This window comes from Bartonella sp. B30(2025), from assembly GCF_053793825.1.
Map to the genome: position 1 here is coordinate 1,275,139 of NZ_CP200034.1, position 17,592 is coordinate 1,292,730.

Here is a 17,592-nt window from a genome sequence, read left to right on the forward strand (position 1 = left end):
ATAGACACAATATTATTTTTTAAGAATGTCAAATTATTACTATAGAATGAAACAAATAATTTATGATACATAAAAAAACGAGATAAAAGCGTCTTATTATAAAAAATAGAGAGAGTGCTCAAAAAAAAGGGGAAGACTATAGTGTTAGAATCAGAGGCATCAGAGATAAAAAATAATCAGGACAAAATAGAACAAGTTCTTTTTGCTCATACAGATAAAGAGGATATTGCCTGTTATGAAAATCAAGAACTGCAAAAAGCAGCAACTGCCGCTATCTCAGCTTTTAATCTACATCAGGCAGGCAAAAGTACTATCTGCTTTGAACAAAATTTAACCCGCAATAACAAGCCTATAACCGTTGTCACACTCGTCAACGACAATAAGCCTTTCCTTCTGGATTCTGTTTTAAATGTGTTTAACCAGCATAAAAATCACATTTATTTGATTGCACATCCCATACTAGATTGTTCTTCTGGACAACGTATCAGTTTAGTACAAATTCACATTGAATCATTAAATGAACAGCAGGTGCAAAAACTTAAAGAGGAATTAACTTTAGTCTTTGAACAAGTAAATGCTGCTGTACAAGACTGGAAGCCTATGCTTGAACAAGTAAAAAAGCATATTCATGGCTATCAAACAAATCTTCCATTAAACTATAAACAAAAAGGCGAAAAAGCTATTGAATTTCTTAATTGGTTGATGGACAATAATTTTATCTTTCTTGGCATGCGTAGTTATGACTTTATAAAAGACCAGGAACCTACAAAAGCCTTTATCGCTAGTGATGTTGAGCTTGGTATTCTCACCGATGCTTCTATTCGTATTATTGGTGATGCACGTGTACAAGAGCCTCCTCAAGAAGTTTTATCCTTTATGGAAAGTGATAATCTATTTATTGTGACAAAAGCTAACAGTCGCTCAAAAATTCACCGTACTGTTTGGCTCGATTATATTGGTCTTAAAATCTTTGACACAAAAGGACTCCTTTGTGGGGAATTACGTATTGTAGGATTATTTACTTCCTCAGCTTATACACGCTCTATTTTGAAAATTCCTTTCTTGAAAGAAAAAGCCAACATCATTATTCAACGTCTTGGATATGACAGTGCTGACTATTCCGGAAAAGCACTCATTAGTGTTTTAGAAACTTATCCAAGAGATGAGATGTTTCGCTCTGATGTTGATACATTAACAGAAAATGTCAAACTTATCCTGCAGCTAGATGAACGCCCACGCTTACGGGTGCTTGCTCATACGGACTCTTTTGGGCGCTTTGTTTCTATACTTGTTTATATTCCCCGTGATCAATACAGCAGCAATATTCGTGAAAAAATTGGTGAGTATTTTGTTGAACTTTACAAAGGTGATTTTTTTGAATCCTACCCATTATTTTTAGAAAGTACTCTAATACGCGTTTATTATATCATACGCCGCAAAAGCAGCGAAAGCGTTCCTGTCATCGAACGTACTACACTTGAACAAAATGTGCGTTCTATAGCTCAAAACTGGGAGGACAGCGTTAAAGCCGCAGCTCTAACCTGCACAACAACAGATCAACAAGAGCGTTTAGCCAGCCAATTTCCCAATAGCTATCGTGACTTATTTTCAGCTAAAAATGCAATTGAAGATGCAGGACATATTTTAAATCTTAATGATAAAAAATCGCTTTTTGTTACTTTTTATCATGCACATAACAAAGAAAAGCACACTGTTTTTCTCAAACTCTTTCATCGCTGTGAAACTCTTGCTCTTTCCGAACGTGTACCGCTTCTTGAAAATATGGGATTTCGGGTTATTGCTGAGCAAACACTTGAATTACCAGACGGGAACGCAGGCTCTGTATATCTTCATGATATGCAACTGGAAAGTGCTTTCCAACTCTGCATTGATCTTGATAAAACCGGTCAAAAACATGCAGAGACATTTGAAGCCGTTTGGGACCAGAATGCTGATAATGATGCCTTTAATGCTTTAACACAAACAGCGCAGCTTGATTGGCATGAAATTGTTATTTTACGCCATTATGGACGTTACCTCCAACAAGCGGGAATTCCTTATTCACAGGAGCGCGTTGCTCAAACTTTAAATGCTTATCCTGATATTACACAAGATCTTTATGCTTTGTTTCACTTCAAATTTCACCAAAGTTATACAGAAAAAGAAAGAGAAGAAAACCAACAAATCATTCAACAACGTATTGAAGAAAAATTACAAAAGGTGCTCGGTTTAGATGATGATCTTATCTTACGCCGTTATCTCAACCTCATCAGTGCAACTTTACGAACGAATGCTTTTACCCCCCTTCAAGATGGCAGCCCACGACGCATTTTAGCAACAAAGTTAGATCCACGACAAATTGAAGGTTTGCCTGAACCACGCCCTTATCGAGAAATTTTCGTTTATGGACCAGAAGTTGAAGGGGTTCATTTACGTTTTGGTCCTATTGCCCGTGGAGGAATTCGTTGGTCTGATCGTGCATTGGATTATCGTACTGAAGTGCTCAATCTTGTCAAAGCACAACAAGTTAAAAATGCTGTTATTGTTCCTGTTGGTGCCAAAGGTGGATTTTATCCTCATCGTCTCCCCCAAACCAATGATAGAGCCGTTGTGGTGGAAGCCGCACGACAAGCTTATATCGACTTTATCACAGCCTTACTGTCCATTACCGATAATGTAGTAAATGAGAAAGTAAGCGCACCTTCTAATATCATCCGTTACGATGGTGATGACCCCTATTTTGTTGTCGCTGCCGACAAAGGCACCGCAACCTTTTCTGACACTGCAAACGCTATTAGCCAAGCAAATCATTTTTGGCTTGATGACGCTTTTGCTTCTGGAGGATCCGCAGGCTATGACCACAAAGCCATGGGGATTACAGCAAAAGGCGCATGGGAAGCAGTTAAAAGACACTTCCGAGAATCATTTGATCGCGATATTCAAACAACCCCTTTTACCTGTGTTGGGGTTGGTGATATGTCTGGTGATGTTTTTGGAAATGGTATGTTACTTTCCAAACAAACAAAGCTTATAGCTGCCTTTGATCACCGCGATATCTTTATTGACCCTAATCCAGATGTAGCTGAAAGTTATGCAGAACGTATGCGCCTCTTTCAACTACCTCGCTCGAGCTGGCAAGATTACAACCATGCGAAATTATCAAAAGGTGGTGGCGTCTTTTCACGCACAGCAAAAACCATCACACTCTCACCTGAAGCGGCACAGGCTATTGGTTTTGAAAAACAAACGGGAACGCCTTTTGAAATTATGTCTGCTATTCTTAAAGCACCTGTTGACCTTTTATGGTTTGGAGGCATTGGTACTTATATACGTGCAACAACAGAAGCCAATACTCAAGTAGGCGATCGTGCTAATGATGCCCTGCGCATTACTGGTACGCAAGTCCGCGCAAAAGTGATCGGTGAAGGCGCTAATCTCGGCGTTACACAACGTGGTCGAATTGAATATCTCTTAAACGGTGGACGATGCAATACCGATGCCATTGATAACTCCGCAGGCGTTAATTGTTCTGATGTTGAGGTTAATATCAAAATTGTTCTCGCACAAGCGCTTCGTGCAAAAACACTTACGCGTGAAGAACGTAATGCGCTTTTAAAAGAAATGACATCACAAGTTGAACAATTAGTCTTGCGCAATAATTATTTGCAGACACTTACTCTTTCCTTAGCTGAAAATCAAAGCATTGCTGATTCACCTTATCAAATACGCTTTATGCATGATCTGGAGCAGAAAAAACTTTTAGATCGTAGAGTTGAAATTCTTCCTGATGAGCAGGTTTTGCGCCAAAGAATAACAAAAGGACAAGGATTAGTCCGTCCAGAACTCGCTGTTATTTTGGCATATGCAAAATTAACCCTGAAAGAAGAAATCGTTCACAGCCCTATCATTGATGATGGCTATTTTAACACGACTTTATTGCATTATTTTCCAACTCAAATTCAGCAAAATTTTGAGAAAGAAGTCATTAATCACCAATTACGCCGCAATATTATTGCAACCCTTATTGCCAATGATATCGTGAATCGTGGAGGATCTACTTTTGTTAGTCGTCTACAAGATGCAACAGAACAAAAGGTCGAAAATATTCTTCGCGTTTTCATCGCTCTTCGTGATGGATTTGAAATTGATCAATTATCCAACCAGATTGATGATCTTGATAATAAAATACCTGGTCTTGTTCAAAATAAATTTTACGCCATTATAACCTCAATGCTCTTTGAGACAACCTATTGGGGTCTGCGCAATATGGATCTTTCTGTTTCGCTAGAAGAACTCGTAAAAACAATTAAGCAAGCTCGCTCTATTATTGAAGAACAGCTAATGAGCTCCAACGATAGGGATGTTAATAAAAAAATCAAAGAAAAGGTAATGCAATACCATGAAGAAGGAGCACCCAAAAATTTAGCAGAAAAATTGGCTCTCTTAGAAGCTGCTCCAATAATTTGTGATATTTCTTTACTCGCACAACAAAATAAGACTGATCTTATTAAAATTGCAAACATTTACTTTTCACTGACCCAAATCATTCGTGCAAACCGCATTAATGAAGCAAGTCAAACAATACCCATGCTTGATTACTACGATAATATGGTTTTAAGCCAAGCTAAAGAAAATATTGCCGAGAACTTGCGACAAATTGTCACAAAAATCTTGAAAAGTTATGGAGACAAAAACGATCCGTTTGCAGCTTGGAGTGAAGTAGAAAAAGATCATATATACAATGTAACGAACAAAATTTGCGCTCTTATTGAAAATGATCTTAACATTTCTCGCTTTACCTTTGCAGCAGGCATGATTGCTCAGCTTAAAAACACCGCTTTTCAAGCTTAAATCCATAAAGGATTATTTTAAAAAACTTAAAGTACGGCAAGACGGCCAAACTTAAATGTTCCTAATTTTACCCACCCATGGGTAATCTAGTCAGGAAAAATAAAATTGGTCGTCTACGTTTTTAAGTAGAGAGCCAAAAAACAAAACTTGAAAACTATTGCTTATTTAAGAAACAAACGGCTATATCATAGAAAAAACTTTGCTAGTTAAGATGAAGAGAAGTTTAAATTTTACTGTTATTTTTTTGCACATTTTTTGTGTCTAACGAATACGCAATTGTATCATCAACATCTTCCAAAGATGCTTAATTTTCGTTTTTTTATATTATTTTTTATTTTCTGCCTGAAGTTTTTTCCCAAAAAGATGATGCGACAGTAAAAATTTCAATCTCTTCTGTCACAAGTCTCAATGCCTTATTCATCTTTCAATAAGTCCCTGTTTCAATCAGCAAATTGTATCAGCTTGATACTGTAAAAGTTTTTCCTGCTACAATAATTGGTGCATGAGAATGAACATTAATCTTAACAAGATAAGACATATAAATTGATATTAATCATCAAACACCCAGTTGATAAAGAAAATCGTGAAAAAACAAAGCAAACTGAAATCTATCATAAATAATACCAATATGTAACGGATAACTATTCTTGCGCATATGTTGGCACACAACCACCTTATTGCGAGAAGATATATTGGTAAGCATATGTTATTTTTTCTTTTACGTGAAAAAAAACAGGTAAGATATAAATAAGTACCAAAAGAAGACCAAACAGACAGCCAATAAAACGTTCCGCAATGAAATCAATTAAAACATTGCCGAACTAAAACTTGCTTTTCTTGGTAATAATAACCAATAAAGCCAAACTTTTTAGTTAGCATTCCTATGAATACAATGGGCGTAGAAAAATATACCGTAATGTATTTTCAAACCACTGGCTCAAAGCTCTATCATATAATAAGTAACCTTTTAAATGCGCGAAAGCAGGTTGAGCACCTTTTTCAGTCAATTTTTTTTCTGAGCTCTTTATCAAAAACTGTATCATAGAACGTGTAAATTCAGCATGAAATTGAAAACCCCATGCATTTTTTCCGTAACGAAAAGCTTGTGTAGGATATGTATGTCCTGTTGCCAAAAGCTCTGCATCTTTAGGAAGGTCATAAATACCCTCTCCATGAAACTGGTAAACCATTTCTGGCCAATCCATAAGTTCTTTACCTTGTGGGGTTGCTTCGAGTGGATACCAACCAACTTCTACAGTCCCATCGCTTTTTGGACCAACACACCCACCTAAATTTCGCGCTAACATTTGTGCTCCAAGACAAATCCCTAAAAAAGGCTTATCTTCTTTCAGCAACAAGGAAATCCAATCAATTTCCTTACCAATATACAGATCTTTATCATTTACACTCATCATCCCTCCCATAATAACAGCGCCAGCATAATGCTGTAATGTATGAGGAAGTTCTTGTCCTAAAATAGGATGATAAATATCAATAACAAAGCCATTTTTTTGCAAAAATTTTTCTAAACGGCCAGTATATGTGGATTGGCGATGAGTTACAATGGCAATTTTAGGTTTGCAATTTTCTTGCCTTTTATGACAACTATTTTCTATCAAAGACATATCTCATCAATTATTTCTGCAACAAGACACATTTAATTTTTTCAGCATAAAAAAAGTGGTTTCAGTGAAACACATTCACCGTCACACGCCTCTTTTTAAAATAACATGAATTGATCTTTCGATGAAAATCCATGATCTTCTTCTGTTTTAATTCCTGGATCGTCAACATTTAAGCGCGTTTGGGAAAATGTTTTTGTATCTTGTTTCTCTTTTTCAATGTTATGCAAAGAGCTCTCTTTTATAGGTAATAACTCTTCAGTACGCTTATCTTCAACAACAGTACTTTTGTCAACTATATCTTCTTTGTCTTCTTTTTTCAAAACAATATTATTAGCTTCTAAAGTAAGAGGAGGCCTGCAGGGCGGTGCCTTCCATTCGAAACAACCCAAACGCCCACTTATTGGAGACACAGCTAACCAAGAAGAAAAAATGGCACCGTCACACATCCATACAGGATCACGCTCAGCACGCAGTGCCAAAGAAAGCCATTGACGCACCGCCCCTTGATTATTCCCCTGCGCTTCTTCAATCTCTGCCAATAACAAATAAACACTTTCTCGTGGATGATATTTCAAGGCTTTTTGTGCATATTCCCTAGCTAATGTTTTTTCTCCAGCATCTAAAGCAGCTTTGGCAATAAGAAAAGCTGACTCAAATGTGTCTTTATTATAAGCAGCAAGTGTCTTGGCTCTTTTTAACCGACCAACAGCTCTCTCTTCTTGCTCAAGATAAAGTGCTCCCAGGTCAGGATGAGGTTCTTTTTGCCAAGCTGCAATAATCATTTTATCAGCTTTACGCGTTTCATTTAGTTTATAAAGAATATTAGCCGCAATAATTGTTGTCGGTATAAAATCAGGTTCTAATTTATGAGCTTTTAAAATAGCTGCACGCGCTTCCATAAGATGCGTTTCAAAAAGATGAAGAGCTTGTCCACTTAACAGTAAAACCTGTGTATGATAGCGTTCTACAGTTGAACGAGTAGAACGCGGTAAAGCTCTCTGCGCCCGCTCAAAAATACCAAGTGCCTTATCCCATTTGCTTTGCGCACTTAATCGATCAAGTACCACTTTATTGGCCCATGGGAGTGCTGGTGATAAAGTTAATGCTTCTTCTGCATACTGCTGTGCTGCTTCATAAGCTTGGGTATTCATTGCTTCACGAAATAAACCGTACAGCCCAGCCAATTTTGTTGGTATTTCTTTGCTCATTTGCTCGTAAAGGCCAATGGCACGAGCAGAGTTGTTTTGCAAAGATAAGGTTTGCGCTTTTAAGAGATTTATTAATGGCTCATGATTGCCGGAAAGGTATTTTACAACCCGTGCTTCCATTTTTTGCGCTACAACACTATCACCAGCAAAAGCCGCTAAAATTCCCTGTGAAAGAGCCTCATAGCCGTACTTTTTATGTCGTTTATAAAAATAATTGAATAAATTTCTGGGTGCGAAAAAAATAGCCCGCAAAATCCACCACAAAAGCGCTATAATTCCAAACAATAAAATAGCTGTACTTACAACTGTTAACAATGAAACAGAGAATCGAAAATGTAAAAATGTGACAACAAAAACACTATTGTGATTAGCAATCCATCCAAAAGCTAAACCAAGCACGCATACCACAAGACTATAAATAAAAACACGTATCATTTTGAGCCTATTTACATCTCTTTTTCCTCAAAAGACCCTTGTTGCACAAAGAACGGCAGCTGTTGGAGAAAGTTGTGAATCGCAATATATTTTTCAAGTTTACGAACAAAATCTACAGAAACATCTTTTGCACCTTGAGGCAACGTTTGCCATTCGCTCAAAGCCTTTTCATAATCACCTTTTTGAATAGCAACCTCCATGCGCGCTGCAATCGCTCCTAACGACATGCCTTCAACATTTCCAACTGGCCGTAAAACAACCAAACTCTTTACCCATGCCCAAGCCCGTTCCCAAAAAGGAACACCTGGCTCAACAATGTTTTGCGTACCAACAATTGCATCCGCAACATTAGCAAAATCCGCTGAAAGTTGCACAGAACTTGGAATACCTACAGTGGCTGTTTCTTGTAATAGATCAAGCCCTTCAATAGAAGGCGATAGCTGCTGTACTATTTTCAACTCATTGCTATAAGATCCGCCGCGCTCTACAGCATTTTTCAGAGAATTGATCGCAATAAACAGTGCAGTACTTGTTTTTTCTTTGTCATCATTTCTTGTGGCAATTTCTTTCTCTACAGTTTCTAACTGTTGCTTTAAGAGTGCAAGATCATCTGTATTGTTTTGTCCCATGGACAAAGCCACTTTAACATTTTTTGATACTTCACTTAAAGTTTGCAGATGCTCTTCAAGATTACGCACTTTTTCCTCTAAAGCCGTAAAGGCTTTTTTGTTTTCCTCTTGTAAAGTTTCACCATCTTGAAAAGTTTCAACATCTTGCGATGAAAGAGAAGAAAACTCTGCTTTTAACGAATTGATTTCTTGAAAAGCATACTCTAATTGCTTCTTTGTTTCTTCAACCAGATCTTTTGTACTTTCAGCAATCTGCACAGCTTTCCCTTCCCCAGTATGATCCGTATGATGTTTCACAAAAGGAAAAGAAAGAAAGCCTGCCCATTGTACCCCTATCAAAAGACAAAAAGCAACAAAACCACCCAAAACGCCTGAAAGTGGTAAGAAGATCCACTTTATATCCAATTTGCATTTATTTTTCGTGTTTTGTTCACGCTGTTTTTTTATTGTAACCAATGATTCTTCACAATTTTGTGTTTCTTTCTCTAAATCATTACCTACAACTTCCTGTTCAATCACAGTTTTTTTACGACGAGCATTAGCATCATGTGATATAGTTTTTGGTTTTGAAGAATCTACCATCATACTCACTTTTTTCGCAATTCTTTTAAACTGTACAATAACAAAATGAAAAAAGCTTTAAAACTTAAGTGCCCCTAATAAGATAACTCATTTTATGCTCTTCTTATCAAGAGCATTTATTTTCAAAATTTTTAACACTGCATCATTGTTCTCTGTATTTACAATGATATACTTCAATAAACAAGTTTTTAGAAATACATTAGCATTGTATACCCAAAAATACGATATCAGAATAAAGAGTAAATTAACTTTCTCTATAGGAAACAATTTTTAAGGGGAGCTCTTTGCATCTTTACTCGTCCGTGATACCCACATACGAAAAGTATATTAACATAAGGTTTTGTCTGAAATGCGCCTGTTGGGAATAGAAACAAGCTGCGATGAAACAGCGGTAGCTGTTGTTGAACGCAACAATGAAGAAAACAGCCAAATTCTTTCTAATGTTGTTTGGAGCCAGATTGACGATCATGCTCCCTATGGTGGTGTCGTTCCTGAAATTGCCGCTCGTGCTCATGTTGAAATTCTCGATGGATTGATTTTAAAAGCATTAGAGGAAGCTAAGACACGGTTAGAAGATATCGATGCCATTGCAGCTACAAGTGGTCCTGGTTTAATAGGAGGACTTTTAGTAGGTGTTATGAGTGCAAAAGCATTATCTCTTGCAACGGGAAAGCCTTTTATTGCCGTCAATCACTTAGAAGGACATGCTTTAACAGCTGTCTTAACTCATAATGTTAAATTTCCCTACTTGTTGTTATTAGTTTCAGGGGGGCATACGCAAACAATCCTTGTTCACGGAGTGGGAAATTACCAACGGTTGGGAACCACCATTGATGATGCATTGGGAGAAGCTTTTGATAAAACTGCAAAACTCTTAGGTCTTCCTTATCCAGGTGGACCAGCGCTTGAAAAAGCTGCATTATTAGGTGATAAAAATCGTATTCCTCTTCCACGACCCTTAAAGGGTGAAAAACGGTTAGATTTTTCTTTTTCTGGTTTAAAAACCGCCGTCCGACAAGCAGCAACAGCCATAGCTCCCCTTACAGAACGCGATGTTGCTGACATTGCAGCAAGTTTTCAAGCCGCAGTTACTGATACAGTGCATGATCGTGTTTGTTTAGCTTTGCAACACTTTACGCATCAATATCCTCTTTCCCAATATCAAGGACATCGTCCTCCTGCCTTAGTTGTCTCTGGTGGAGTAGCGGCCAATCAAGCCATTAGATCTACGTTGCAAGAACTTGCACAAAAACATGGTTTTGAATTTATAGCTCCCCCCATCTCTTTATGTACCGATAATGCAGCAATGATTGCTTTTGCTGGTGCGGAACGATTTGCACGGGGAGAAACAAGCTCCTTTGATACCGCTCCTCGCTCACGTTGGCCACTGGATGAACAAGCCGCTCCTTTAATTGGAACGGGGCGCCGTGGAAGCAAAGCATAAAAACAGATTAGCACTTCATGTTTTTCATACAAGACAAAGTAAATCATCGTTACGTAATGCTTTCCCACAATCTTTATTGTTGTGGTGCTTTGATATTAGAGAAACGTTTTTTTTTACTACATTTTTCTAACGCAATAATGCTGAAAAAATTTTCTATACCAAACGAGAAAAAACAGTTTAACTTTCTATATTTTTCTATTTTTTACACTCCCATATCTCTTTTTACGGAAAGTAAATTTAGGGCAAAACATCTTCATAAAACATATGAAAAAATACATTGAGCATTAGACTAGCACTGTTCTCTTTTGTCAAAAATAAAGAAACAGATCGATCCTAAATGAGTTTATATTCTTTGTGAATCCAAAATAATTTTTAGAATGCTATACAAACACCTACGATAGGTTAAATATAGCACAATCTATAAAAGGAGATCTTATGGCTTATTGGCTTTTTAAATCAGAACCACATAAATGGTCATGGAACATGCAAAAGCAAAAAGGAGATCGTGGTGAACAATGGGATGGTGTACGCAATTATCAAGCCAGAAACAATATGCGCGCTATGAAATGTGGTGATCAAGGTTTTTTTTATCACTCAAATATAGGGTTGGAAATCGTAGGCATTGTAGAAGTCTGTGCTGAAGCACATCATGATTCGACAACCTCTGATCCACGCTGGGAATGTGTAGATATCCGCGCACTTTATGATATGCCAACTCCTGTTTCACTAAAGCAGATCAAAGCCAACCCAACATTGAAAAATATGGTACTTGTCAACAATAGCCGTTTATCAGTACAACCAGTCACAGAAGATGAATGGAAAGAAGTCTGTTTAATGGGAAATCTTAAAATGGAAATGCTGTCAACCTAAAACAATAATTTTTGTTTGTCGATTCATATGCGGCAAAAGTCGTTCCATATCACGGCGAGAAAGTGCAATACATCCTTGCGTTGGTGTATAATTTTTTCGTGCTAAATGCATAAAAATAGCACTTCCTTTTGCCATTTTCCGCTCTGTAATATTCCAATCGAGAACAACAACAATGTCATAAAGACCATCTTCACGATACATCTTTTCAGCATTGTTAGAATAGGGAAGACGTACCAGGCGATTATAATTAGCATCACCACTGGCATCGCACCAACCATCCTGTATTCGAATGCGGTGAAAAGGCAAAACAGAACGTAGAAAAGGACGATAAGAATCTCCAAAAAATCCTTTTAAACAGCGCATATGTGCTAAAGGTGTTGCGCCATCACCTTCGCGTTTCAAAGCCGAAATACCTGTCCGCCCCAATGCGCAAAAAAAACGGTTCTGACCAGCGCATAAAATGCCCCGCCTCTGTCCACCAGCTTGCCGACGAATGGTGATGGAAGAAACAAAAGTTTTTTTTACAAGATTTTTCTTCAATTTTCTTTGCATGAGATCTTATTTTTCATGAAGCTTCTTTCAACCAATTGTAGCATTGCCCTATCTTATTATGAAAGGAAAATAAACGACTCTGTTCTTTTAATCATTGAAAATGATCTCTATCTTACTTTGATAAAGCACTTGTTAAAGACATAAAAATTTAGAACTCCTGCAGTAAAAATTGTTGATACAGAAAACATAATAGCGCAATAAAAATTACGCACATAAAAGTTTCATGCGTCCATTATCATCATAAATCATAATTGATATCGCCTTAATCTTTCAGCTTTATCTTTTGGATATTTAAAAAAGGATTTTTAAACTCTTATTTTTATGCAACAAAACAAAGACAAGACAAAAGAAATCTTTTTCACGCTTGTGGCGATAATGCAGGAATAAAAACACGACGTGACTGACGGCGTTGTACAGGCACCCCCTGATAAACACATTTTTGAGCCTGACATACTAAAAGTCCGCCAAAATAAGGTAAAAGATAACGCGCAAACGGCTCATAAACAAATGAGAACAACCGAGAAGTATATCCTAAAGAAGGCATATAGTGTATAGTTTCTTGTACTGATCCAGAAATAAAATTTGTTTTTTCAAATAAACGGGCTATTTGTTGTCGACTATAAGGCTCACCATAACCAAAGGGAGTGCAACCATTGCGCGCCCAAAATCCAGAGCGATTAGGAACGATAACGATCAAGCTTCCATTGGGAACGAGAACACGCCATATCTCATTTAACGTTTCAAATGAATTTTCTGTATATTCAAGCGCATGTACCAACAAAATGCAATCAATTGAAGCATCGGGAAGAGGCAAATCTTCTTCAAAAACAAGTGCTGTCGCCACTTTATCAACACAAGGCCAAGGTGAAGCGCCTTGAGCCGCAGGCATAAAAGCAAAACATTGTTGTGCACGTGCACGTAACACAGAAAGATAGGGCAATGCATAACCAAGACCCATAACCCGTTTACCAACAAGATCTGGCCAACGTAAATTTAATTGATAACGCAGTGTTTCTTGCACGCGCTTACCAAGTGCAGAATCATAAAAATTTCTAAGCGTGACTATATCCAACTCAATATACCGTATAAAAAATCCAAAAATTACAGGCTTTTATATACGCATTTATATGAACTGTTGCCTTTTTTCTGCAATGACAAAAACTTTAACATTTCATATTTTTTCCTTATAACCGCAAAAAATACACAAAATACTTCTATTTATCTTTAAATCCAGTGCCCTATAAAAGCTTCCAGAATTTTGTTTTTATATCTATTAAAGAAAATTTAAGCGACTAATTCAGATGAAGCAATCTTTCAAGATAATTTTCTTCTGCTTCGGGAATATGCTCTTTACTAAGACGTTTACGAATTTCTTCCAAAATTTGTCGCGCACGCATTTGATCACTTTCTTGTGGTATAACCACACCTTCTTCGCGGTCTGTACTTAAAGAAAGTGAACGTCCTAGAGGATCTTTAATACTAGGATCAGCATTTTGATTATTTCCTGTTTTTTTGAGCACTTCACGCATTTCTTTTACAACATTTTGTGCACCTTGCCTTAAAGCTTCTAAAGCATCTAACTGACTTTGTATCGACATTTCATGGTTTCCAGAATCAAGAGCATCCTTTGCAAAGTTCATATGTTCTTCAGCTTTTTTAAAAGCGTTTTCATGATTAAGTCCCTGTTTTGACAATTCTTTTTCTAATGTTGATAATTCACTCTGCAATTCAGCCTGACGTTTTTTTAAAGCTTCGCTTTGTTTGTTGAGCAAATTTTTCTCACGTTGTTGTTCCATTTGAAGCTGATGTGTTTCATTAAGGATTTCTTGCTGACGACGCATCAAGTCACCAAGCTGATTCATTTTTTTTCTCATCTGCAAGGTTTGATTATTATTCATTTCTTCTTCTGGAGAGCCTTTATGAACCTGTAAATGATCGAGAATTTTTTCAACTTCAGTTAACAACTGTTCAGCAGCAGAAGAAGAACCCATTTTAGCCATTTCTTCAATTTCGTTCAGTTTTTTTTGTAATGTATCTTCAGAAAGACTCGGTTTATAAGAATTGCTACGATCTTGCGCCTTTTCAACCAAAGTGCGAATATAATCATCCATAGCTTGACGCAAATTTGCCATAAGTCGTTCAATTTCTGCCGCTGAAGCACCATGGCGCAGTGCGTCACGTAAAGCAGCTTGCGCTTGTTTTAAATTTTTCTGAACTGATTCATGCTGATCGTCTTCAATACCCAAAGCAATCTGCCATAAATAATCAACCACATCATATAACTGATCTTCTGTTTGTGCTAAAAAAAGCCTTGTCCACGCACTCTGTAAAGCAAGAAAATGTGTTAGATTCTGCAAACCATTTTCTGGATTCATAAGTAAAGCGGCAAGCATATCAAGTACACGGTCCTGTGCAGAAGCATTAAGAGCCAATAAACGACGCAATTCACTCACTGCACGCGCAACAGGGTTCGAAAAAACACGTTGTGGTAGTGTCATTACAAAAGTTTTACTACGACCTTGCTGCCCAGCACCATCTTCTGCCACCAAAGTTATTTTAACTTCTAAGCCAGCCCACGGATGATTTGATATATCTTGTACCATCCGCATTTTACCCTTTCCCCCTCGTGCCAAAAGAAGCTTTATTTCAGGTGCATTATAAAGAAAAGAAGTCCTTTTCTGCTGATCAAGAAAAGGTTCTATTTCAACAAAAGCTTTTGTCACTCCATAATCATCATTCATTTCATAAAATAGCTCTAGTGAACCAGCTAAAACTCTTCCTGGTTTTTCTAACCAACGAATTGTTGGTGATTGATCCTTAATCACCTGTAAATACCATTTATGTTGTTTATGGCGTGATGATATAAGCAAATCCATTGAATGTTCTAAACGCGTTTCAAACTGAACGATTGAATCATCAAAAGTGTTTTTTTCGCTTTTTTGGGAAAATAAAACTTTTCGTGCATCCTTTTTAAAGATCCCTTTTACTGTAATGCCAGCGCCATTAACAACGCGCACAGCAACATTACTTCCTTCAGGAACTGTCAGCTGTGTTGCTGAGCTTTTTGTTAAATAAATAGGTGCAACGCCTGTATAAACAGGTGGTGTTATCCAAGCATCAATGCGTACTGATTCTTCATCGACTATAGGACGTAAATCAAATGCATCTGCCAAGCGCCCTCCCAAAGAGCCAAAAGAGAAACTAAAAGAGCAAACAAAAAGTAAAATGCATAAAGTCCGAAGCGCCAAAGGATCATAAGTTGCACTATGAGGGTGAGCAAATCCTGTTTTTAAGTTATCCAATTGCTTTGCCATACGGCGCTGATGTTCACGCCAAACAACTGCGCGAAAACTGTCATCATTTTCTGGACATAAATGATCTGTTTGAACATTTAAAGGTTGATTTTTAAGACCATTGACTTGTTCAATACGATGGATAACATCCTTAACAGTAGGAAAGCGAAAACGGACAAGAAAAAATAAACTTCCTGCAGCAAAAAAAAGTATAAGCCAAAGCAATAGTAAGTGTGGCCAATAACCCAAAAAGCTAAAAATACCAAACCAACTAAGCGAACAAAGGAAACTCAAAATCAGAAAAAACGGTAACAACCGTGGCCATATCCGTTCAAAAGTTAAGATACACCACACCGCAATATGTACATATAAAAACTTTATTGTTACAAAAATTCCGATGCTTTTATTTCCCATAAGCCAACATCTGTCCTTTTTTACAGCGGCAAGTTGAGATTATAAAGCTCATAATAAGAACAGTTCCAAAAAATAGATTGTTTCATCAAAATTTAATAAAAATAAGACAAAAAAGATTTAACAATGCTTAACCCAATCTGGAACATGATCACAGCCTATTAATTGCGCATAATCAAGGCGTGGACGAATAACTGCATAACGCGTATCCTGCACAAGAATTTCTGGCACTAACAGCCGGCTATTGTAGGTACTAGCCATCACTGCTCCATAAGCACCCGCCCCAGTAACTGCGAGCAAATCCCCCGCGGACAAAACTGGTATACAACGATCTAACCCTAAATAATCACCAGTTTCACAAACCGCACCAACAATATCTGCTCTCATGCGTGGTGTATTCATCTCTGCTTGCTTCACCAATACGATATCTTGCCAAGCATCATAAAGTGTTGGGCGCATGAAATCATTCATTGCTGCATCAACAATAACAAAATCTCGCCCTTCCCCTTTTTTCATATAAATAACAGTTGTTACTAATAAACCAGCTTCACCAACAATACTGCGTCCAGGTTCCATAATAACATTAATCCCTAAAGGTGCAATATGTTTCTTTACCAACGCTGCATAATCGGCAAGAGCAGGGGGAGACTTTTGTTCATTACCATATGTAATACCAAGCCCTCCTCCAATATCGATATGTGTTATTCTATGTCCATGATTCCATAACTGGCGTACAAAATCTGCCACTATAAGAAATGCATCTTCAAATGGCTTTAAATCACAAATTTGACTACCAATATGAATATCTGCACCACATACATGGAGATTTGGCAATTGTGCAGCTTTTTTATACGCGTCCAACGCCAATGAGAGTGGAATACCAAATTTATTTTCAGATTTTCCCGTTGTAATTTTCGTATGAGTCTTTGCATCTACATCAGGATTAATACGCAATGAAACGCGGGCTGTTTTTGAAAGCGCGACAGCACGTGCCGAAAGTTGTTCCAATTCAGGCTCTGATTCAACATTAAAGCAATAAATATCGTGCATAAGGGCATAATCTATTTCTTTAACTGTTTTACCAACGCCCGAATAAATAATACGATGAGAAGGAATACCAGCAGAAATTGCACGTCGCAGCTCACCTTCTGAAACCACATCAGCTCCCGCACCATTTGTAGCTAAAAGTCGTAAAACTGCCTGATTAGAATTCGCCTTCACTGCATAAGCAATCAAATTTGGCATATCTCGAAATGCGTTTTGATACTCTTTTAAACGTGCAACCATTGCGCTAGCTGAATAGCAATAAAAAGGTGTCCCCACATCCTGCGCTAACGCAGCAAGAGAAAGACCCTCAGCATAAAGCTCTCCTTTATGATAAGAAAAAAAACGCATAAAAATCTCTATTTTATCAATCGATCGAGAATAAAAGGCTTATCTGTTTTGTTTTTATCAACAAATGTTCTCTGCGTAGTTTTTTTTACAGCTGAAGAAGGAAGTTCTAATGCACCTTTACGTCCACACCCAAACAAAACAATACTAGAAACAAGGATAATTATCCAATTCTTTAAAACAATTTCCATATGCCCTCTTTACTCATATCAATCTTTTTTTGTATCTTTATGAAAAATAGAATGACTTAAATGAACATTTCTTCCAACTAAGCATTCAACAAAAGAATTTTAACCATAC

11 protein-coding genes are annotated in these 17,592 nt (G+C 37.3%); 3 read left to right on the forward strand and 8 right to left on the reverse strand.

From position 1 onward, the window contains the following. Positions 1–141 precede the first annotated feature (141 nt). Positions 142–4,851 (forward strand): NAD-glutamate dehydrogenase, encoded by a 4,710-nt coding sequence (locus V4P55_RS05445; RefSeq protein ID WP_455474082.1) that lies wholly within the window; start codon positions 142–144, stop codon positions 4,849–4,851. 881 nt (positions 4,852–5,732) lie between these two features. Here the strand turns inward: V4P55_RS05445 and V4P55_RS05450 are convergent. The 3 genes from V4P55_RS05450 to V4P55_RS05460 all read right to left on the reverse strand — a co-directional run bounded on the left by V4P55_RS05450 (position 5,733) and on the right by V4P55_RS05460 (position 9,330). After that, on the reverse strand, positions 5,733–6,476 hold the full coding sequence (locus V4P55_RS05450; protein WP_455474083.1) for a glutamine amidotransferase: 744 nt from the start codon (positions 6,474–6,476) through the stop codon (positions 5,733–5,735). 95 nt (positions 6,477–6,571) lie between these two features. Further along, positions 6,572–8,119, reverse strand: coding sequence for a heme biosynthesis HemY N-terminal domain-containing protein (locus V4P55_RS05455; protein ID WP_455474084.1), 1,548 nt, complete (start codon positions 8,117–8,119; stop codon positions 6,572–6,574). A gap of 11 nt (positions 8,120–8,130) precedes the next feature. Continuing rightward, entirely contained in the window at positions 8,131–9,330 is a 1,200-nt protein-coding gene (locus V4P55_RS05460) for a COG4223 family protein (RefSeq protein WP_455475057.1), read from the reverse strand. 349 nt (positions 9,331–9,679) lie between these two features. On the opposite strand from V4P55_RS05460, the gene tsaD reads away from it, so the two are divergent. Further along, the gene (gene tsaD, locus V4P55_RS05465) at positions 9,680–10,774 is read left to right on the forward strand and encodes a tRNA (adenosine(37)-N6)-threonylcarbamoyltransferase complex transferase subunit TsaD (RefSeq protein WP_455475058.1); all 1,095 of its coding nucleotides are present in this window, start codon (positions 9,680–9,682) and stop codon (positions 10,772–10,774) included. Positions 10,775–11,209: 435 nt separating this feature from the next. Then, complete coding sequence (locus tag V4P55_RS05470; RefSeq protein ID WP_455474085.1) at positions 11,210–11,644, forward strand: EVE domain-containing protein; 435 nt, start codon at positions 11,210–11,212, stop codon at positions 11,642–11,644. Here the strand turns inward: V4P55_RS05470 and V4P55_RS05475 are convergent. The 5 genes from V4P55_RS05475 to lptM form a co-directional block, all read right to left on the reverse strand. After that, positions 11,636–12,196, reverse strand: coding sequence for a L,D-transpeptidase family protein (locus V4P55_RS05475; RefSeq protein WP_455474086.1), 561 nt, complete (start codon positions 12,194–12,196; stop codon positions 11,636–11,638). The two genes, V4P55_RS05470 and V4P55_RS05475, sit on opposite strands and share 9 nt — an antisense overlap. Positions 12,197–12,554: 358 nt before the next feature. Then, entirely contained in the window at positions 12,555–13,268 is a 714-nt protein-coding gene (locus V4P55_RS05480) for a methyltransferase domain-containing protein (RefSeq protein WP_455474087.1), read from the reverse strand. 220 nt (positions 13,269–13,488) lie between these two features. After that, complete coding sequence (locus V4P55_RS05485) at positions 13,489–15,903, reverse strand: TIGR02302 family protein (RefSeq protein WP_455474088.1); 2,415 nt, start codon at positions 15,901–15,903, stop codon at positions 13,489–13,491. Between the two features lie 117 nt (positions 15,904–16,020). Further along, positions 16,021–17,295: a diaminopimelate decarboxylase gene (gene lysA / locus V4P55_RS05490; RefSeq protein WP_455474089.1), complete on the reverse strand. Its 1,275-nt coding sequence runs from the start codon at positions 17,293–17,295 to the stop codon at positions 16,021–16,023. An 8-nt stretch (positions 17,296–17,303) separates the two neighbouring features. Then, on the reverse strand, positions 17,304–17,483 hold the full coding sequence (gene lptM, locus V4P55_RS05495; protein ID WP_455474090.1) for an LPS translocon maturation chaperone LptM: 180 nt from the start codon (positions 17,481–17,483) through the stop codon (positions 17,304–17,306). Positions 17,484–17,592 lie beyond the last annotated feature (109 nt).

Coding starts and splice junctions, on each gene's coding strand:
- lptM (WP_455474090.1), bottom strand. CDS start 17,483: ATGGAAATTGTTTTAAAGAATTGGATAATTATCCTTGTTTCTAGTATT.
- V4P55_RS05455 (WP_455474084.1), bottom strand. CDS start 8,119: ATGATACGTGTTTTTATTTATAGTCTTGTGGTATGCGTGCTTGGTTTA.
- V4P55_RS05450 (WP_455474083.1), bottom strand. CDS start 6,476: ATGTCTTTGATAGAAAATAGTTGTCATAAAAGGCAAGAAAATTGCAAA.
- V4P55_RS05470 (WP_455474085.1), top strand. CDS start 11,210: ATGGCTTATTGGCTTTTTAAATCAGAACCACATAAATGGTCATGGAAC.
- tsaD (WP_455475058.1), top strand. CDS start 9,680: ATGCGCCTGTTGGGAATAGAAACAAGCTGCGATGAAACAGCGGTAGCT.
- V4P55_RS05475 (WP_455474086.1), bottom strand. CDS start 12,196: ATGCAAAGAAAATTGAAGAAAAATCTTGTAAAAAAAACTTTTGTTTCT.
- lysA (WP_455474089.1), bottom strand. CDS start 17,295: ATGCGTTTTTTTTCTTATCATAAAGGAGAGCTTTATGCTGAGGGTCTT.
- V4P55_RS05460 (WP_455475057.1), bottom strand. CDS start 9,330: ATGGTAGATTCTTCAAAACCAAAAACTATATCACATGATGCTAATGCT.
- V4P55_RS05485 (WP_455474088.1), bottom strand. CDS start 15,903: ATGGGAAATAAAAGCATCGGAATTTTTGTAACAATAAAGTTTTTATAT.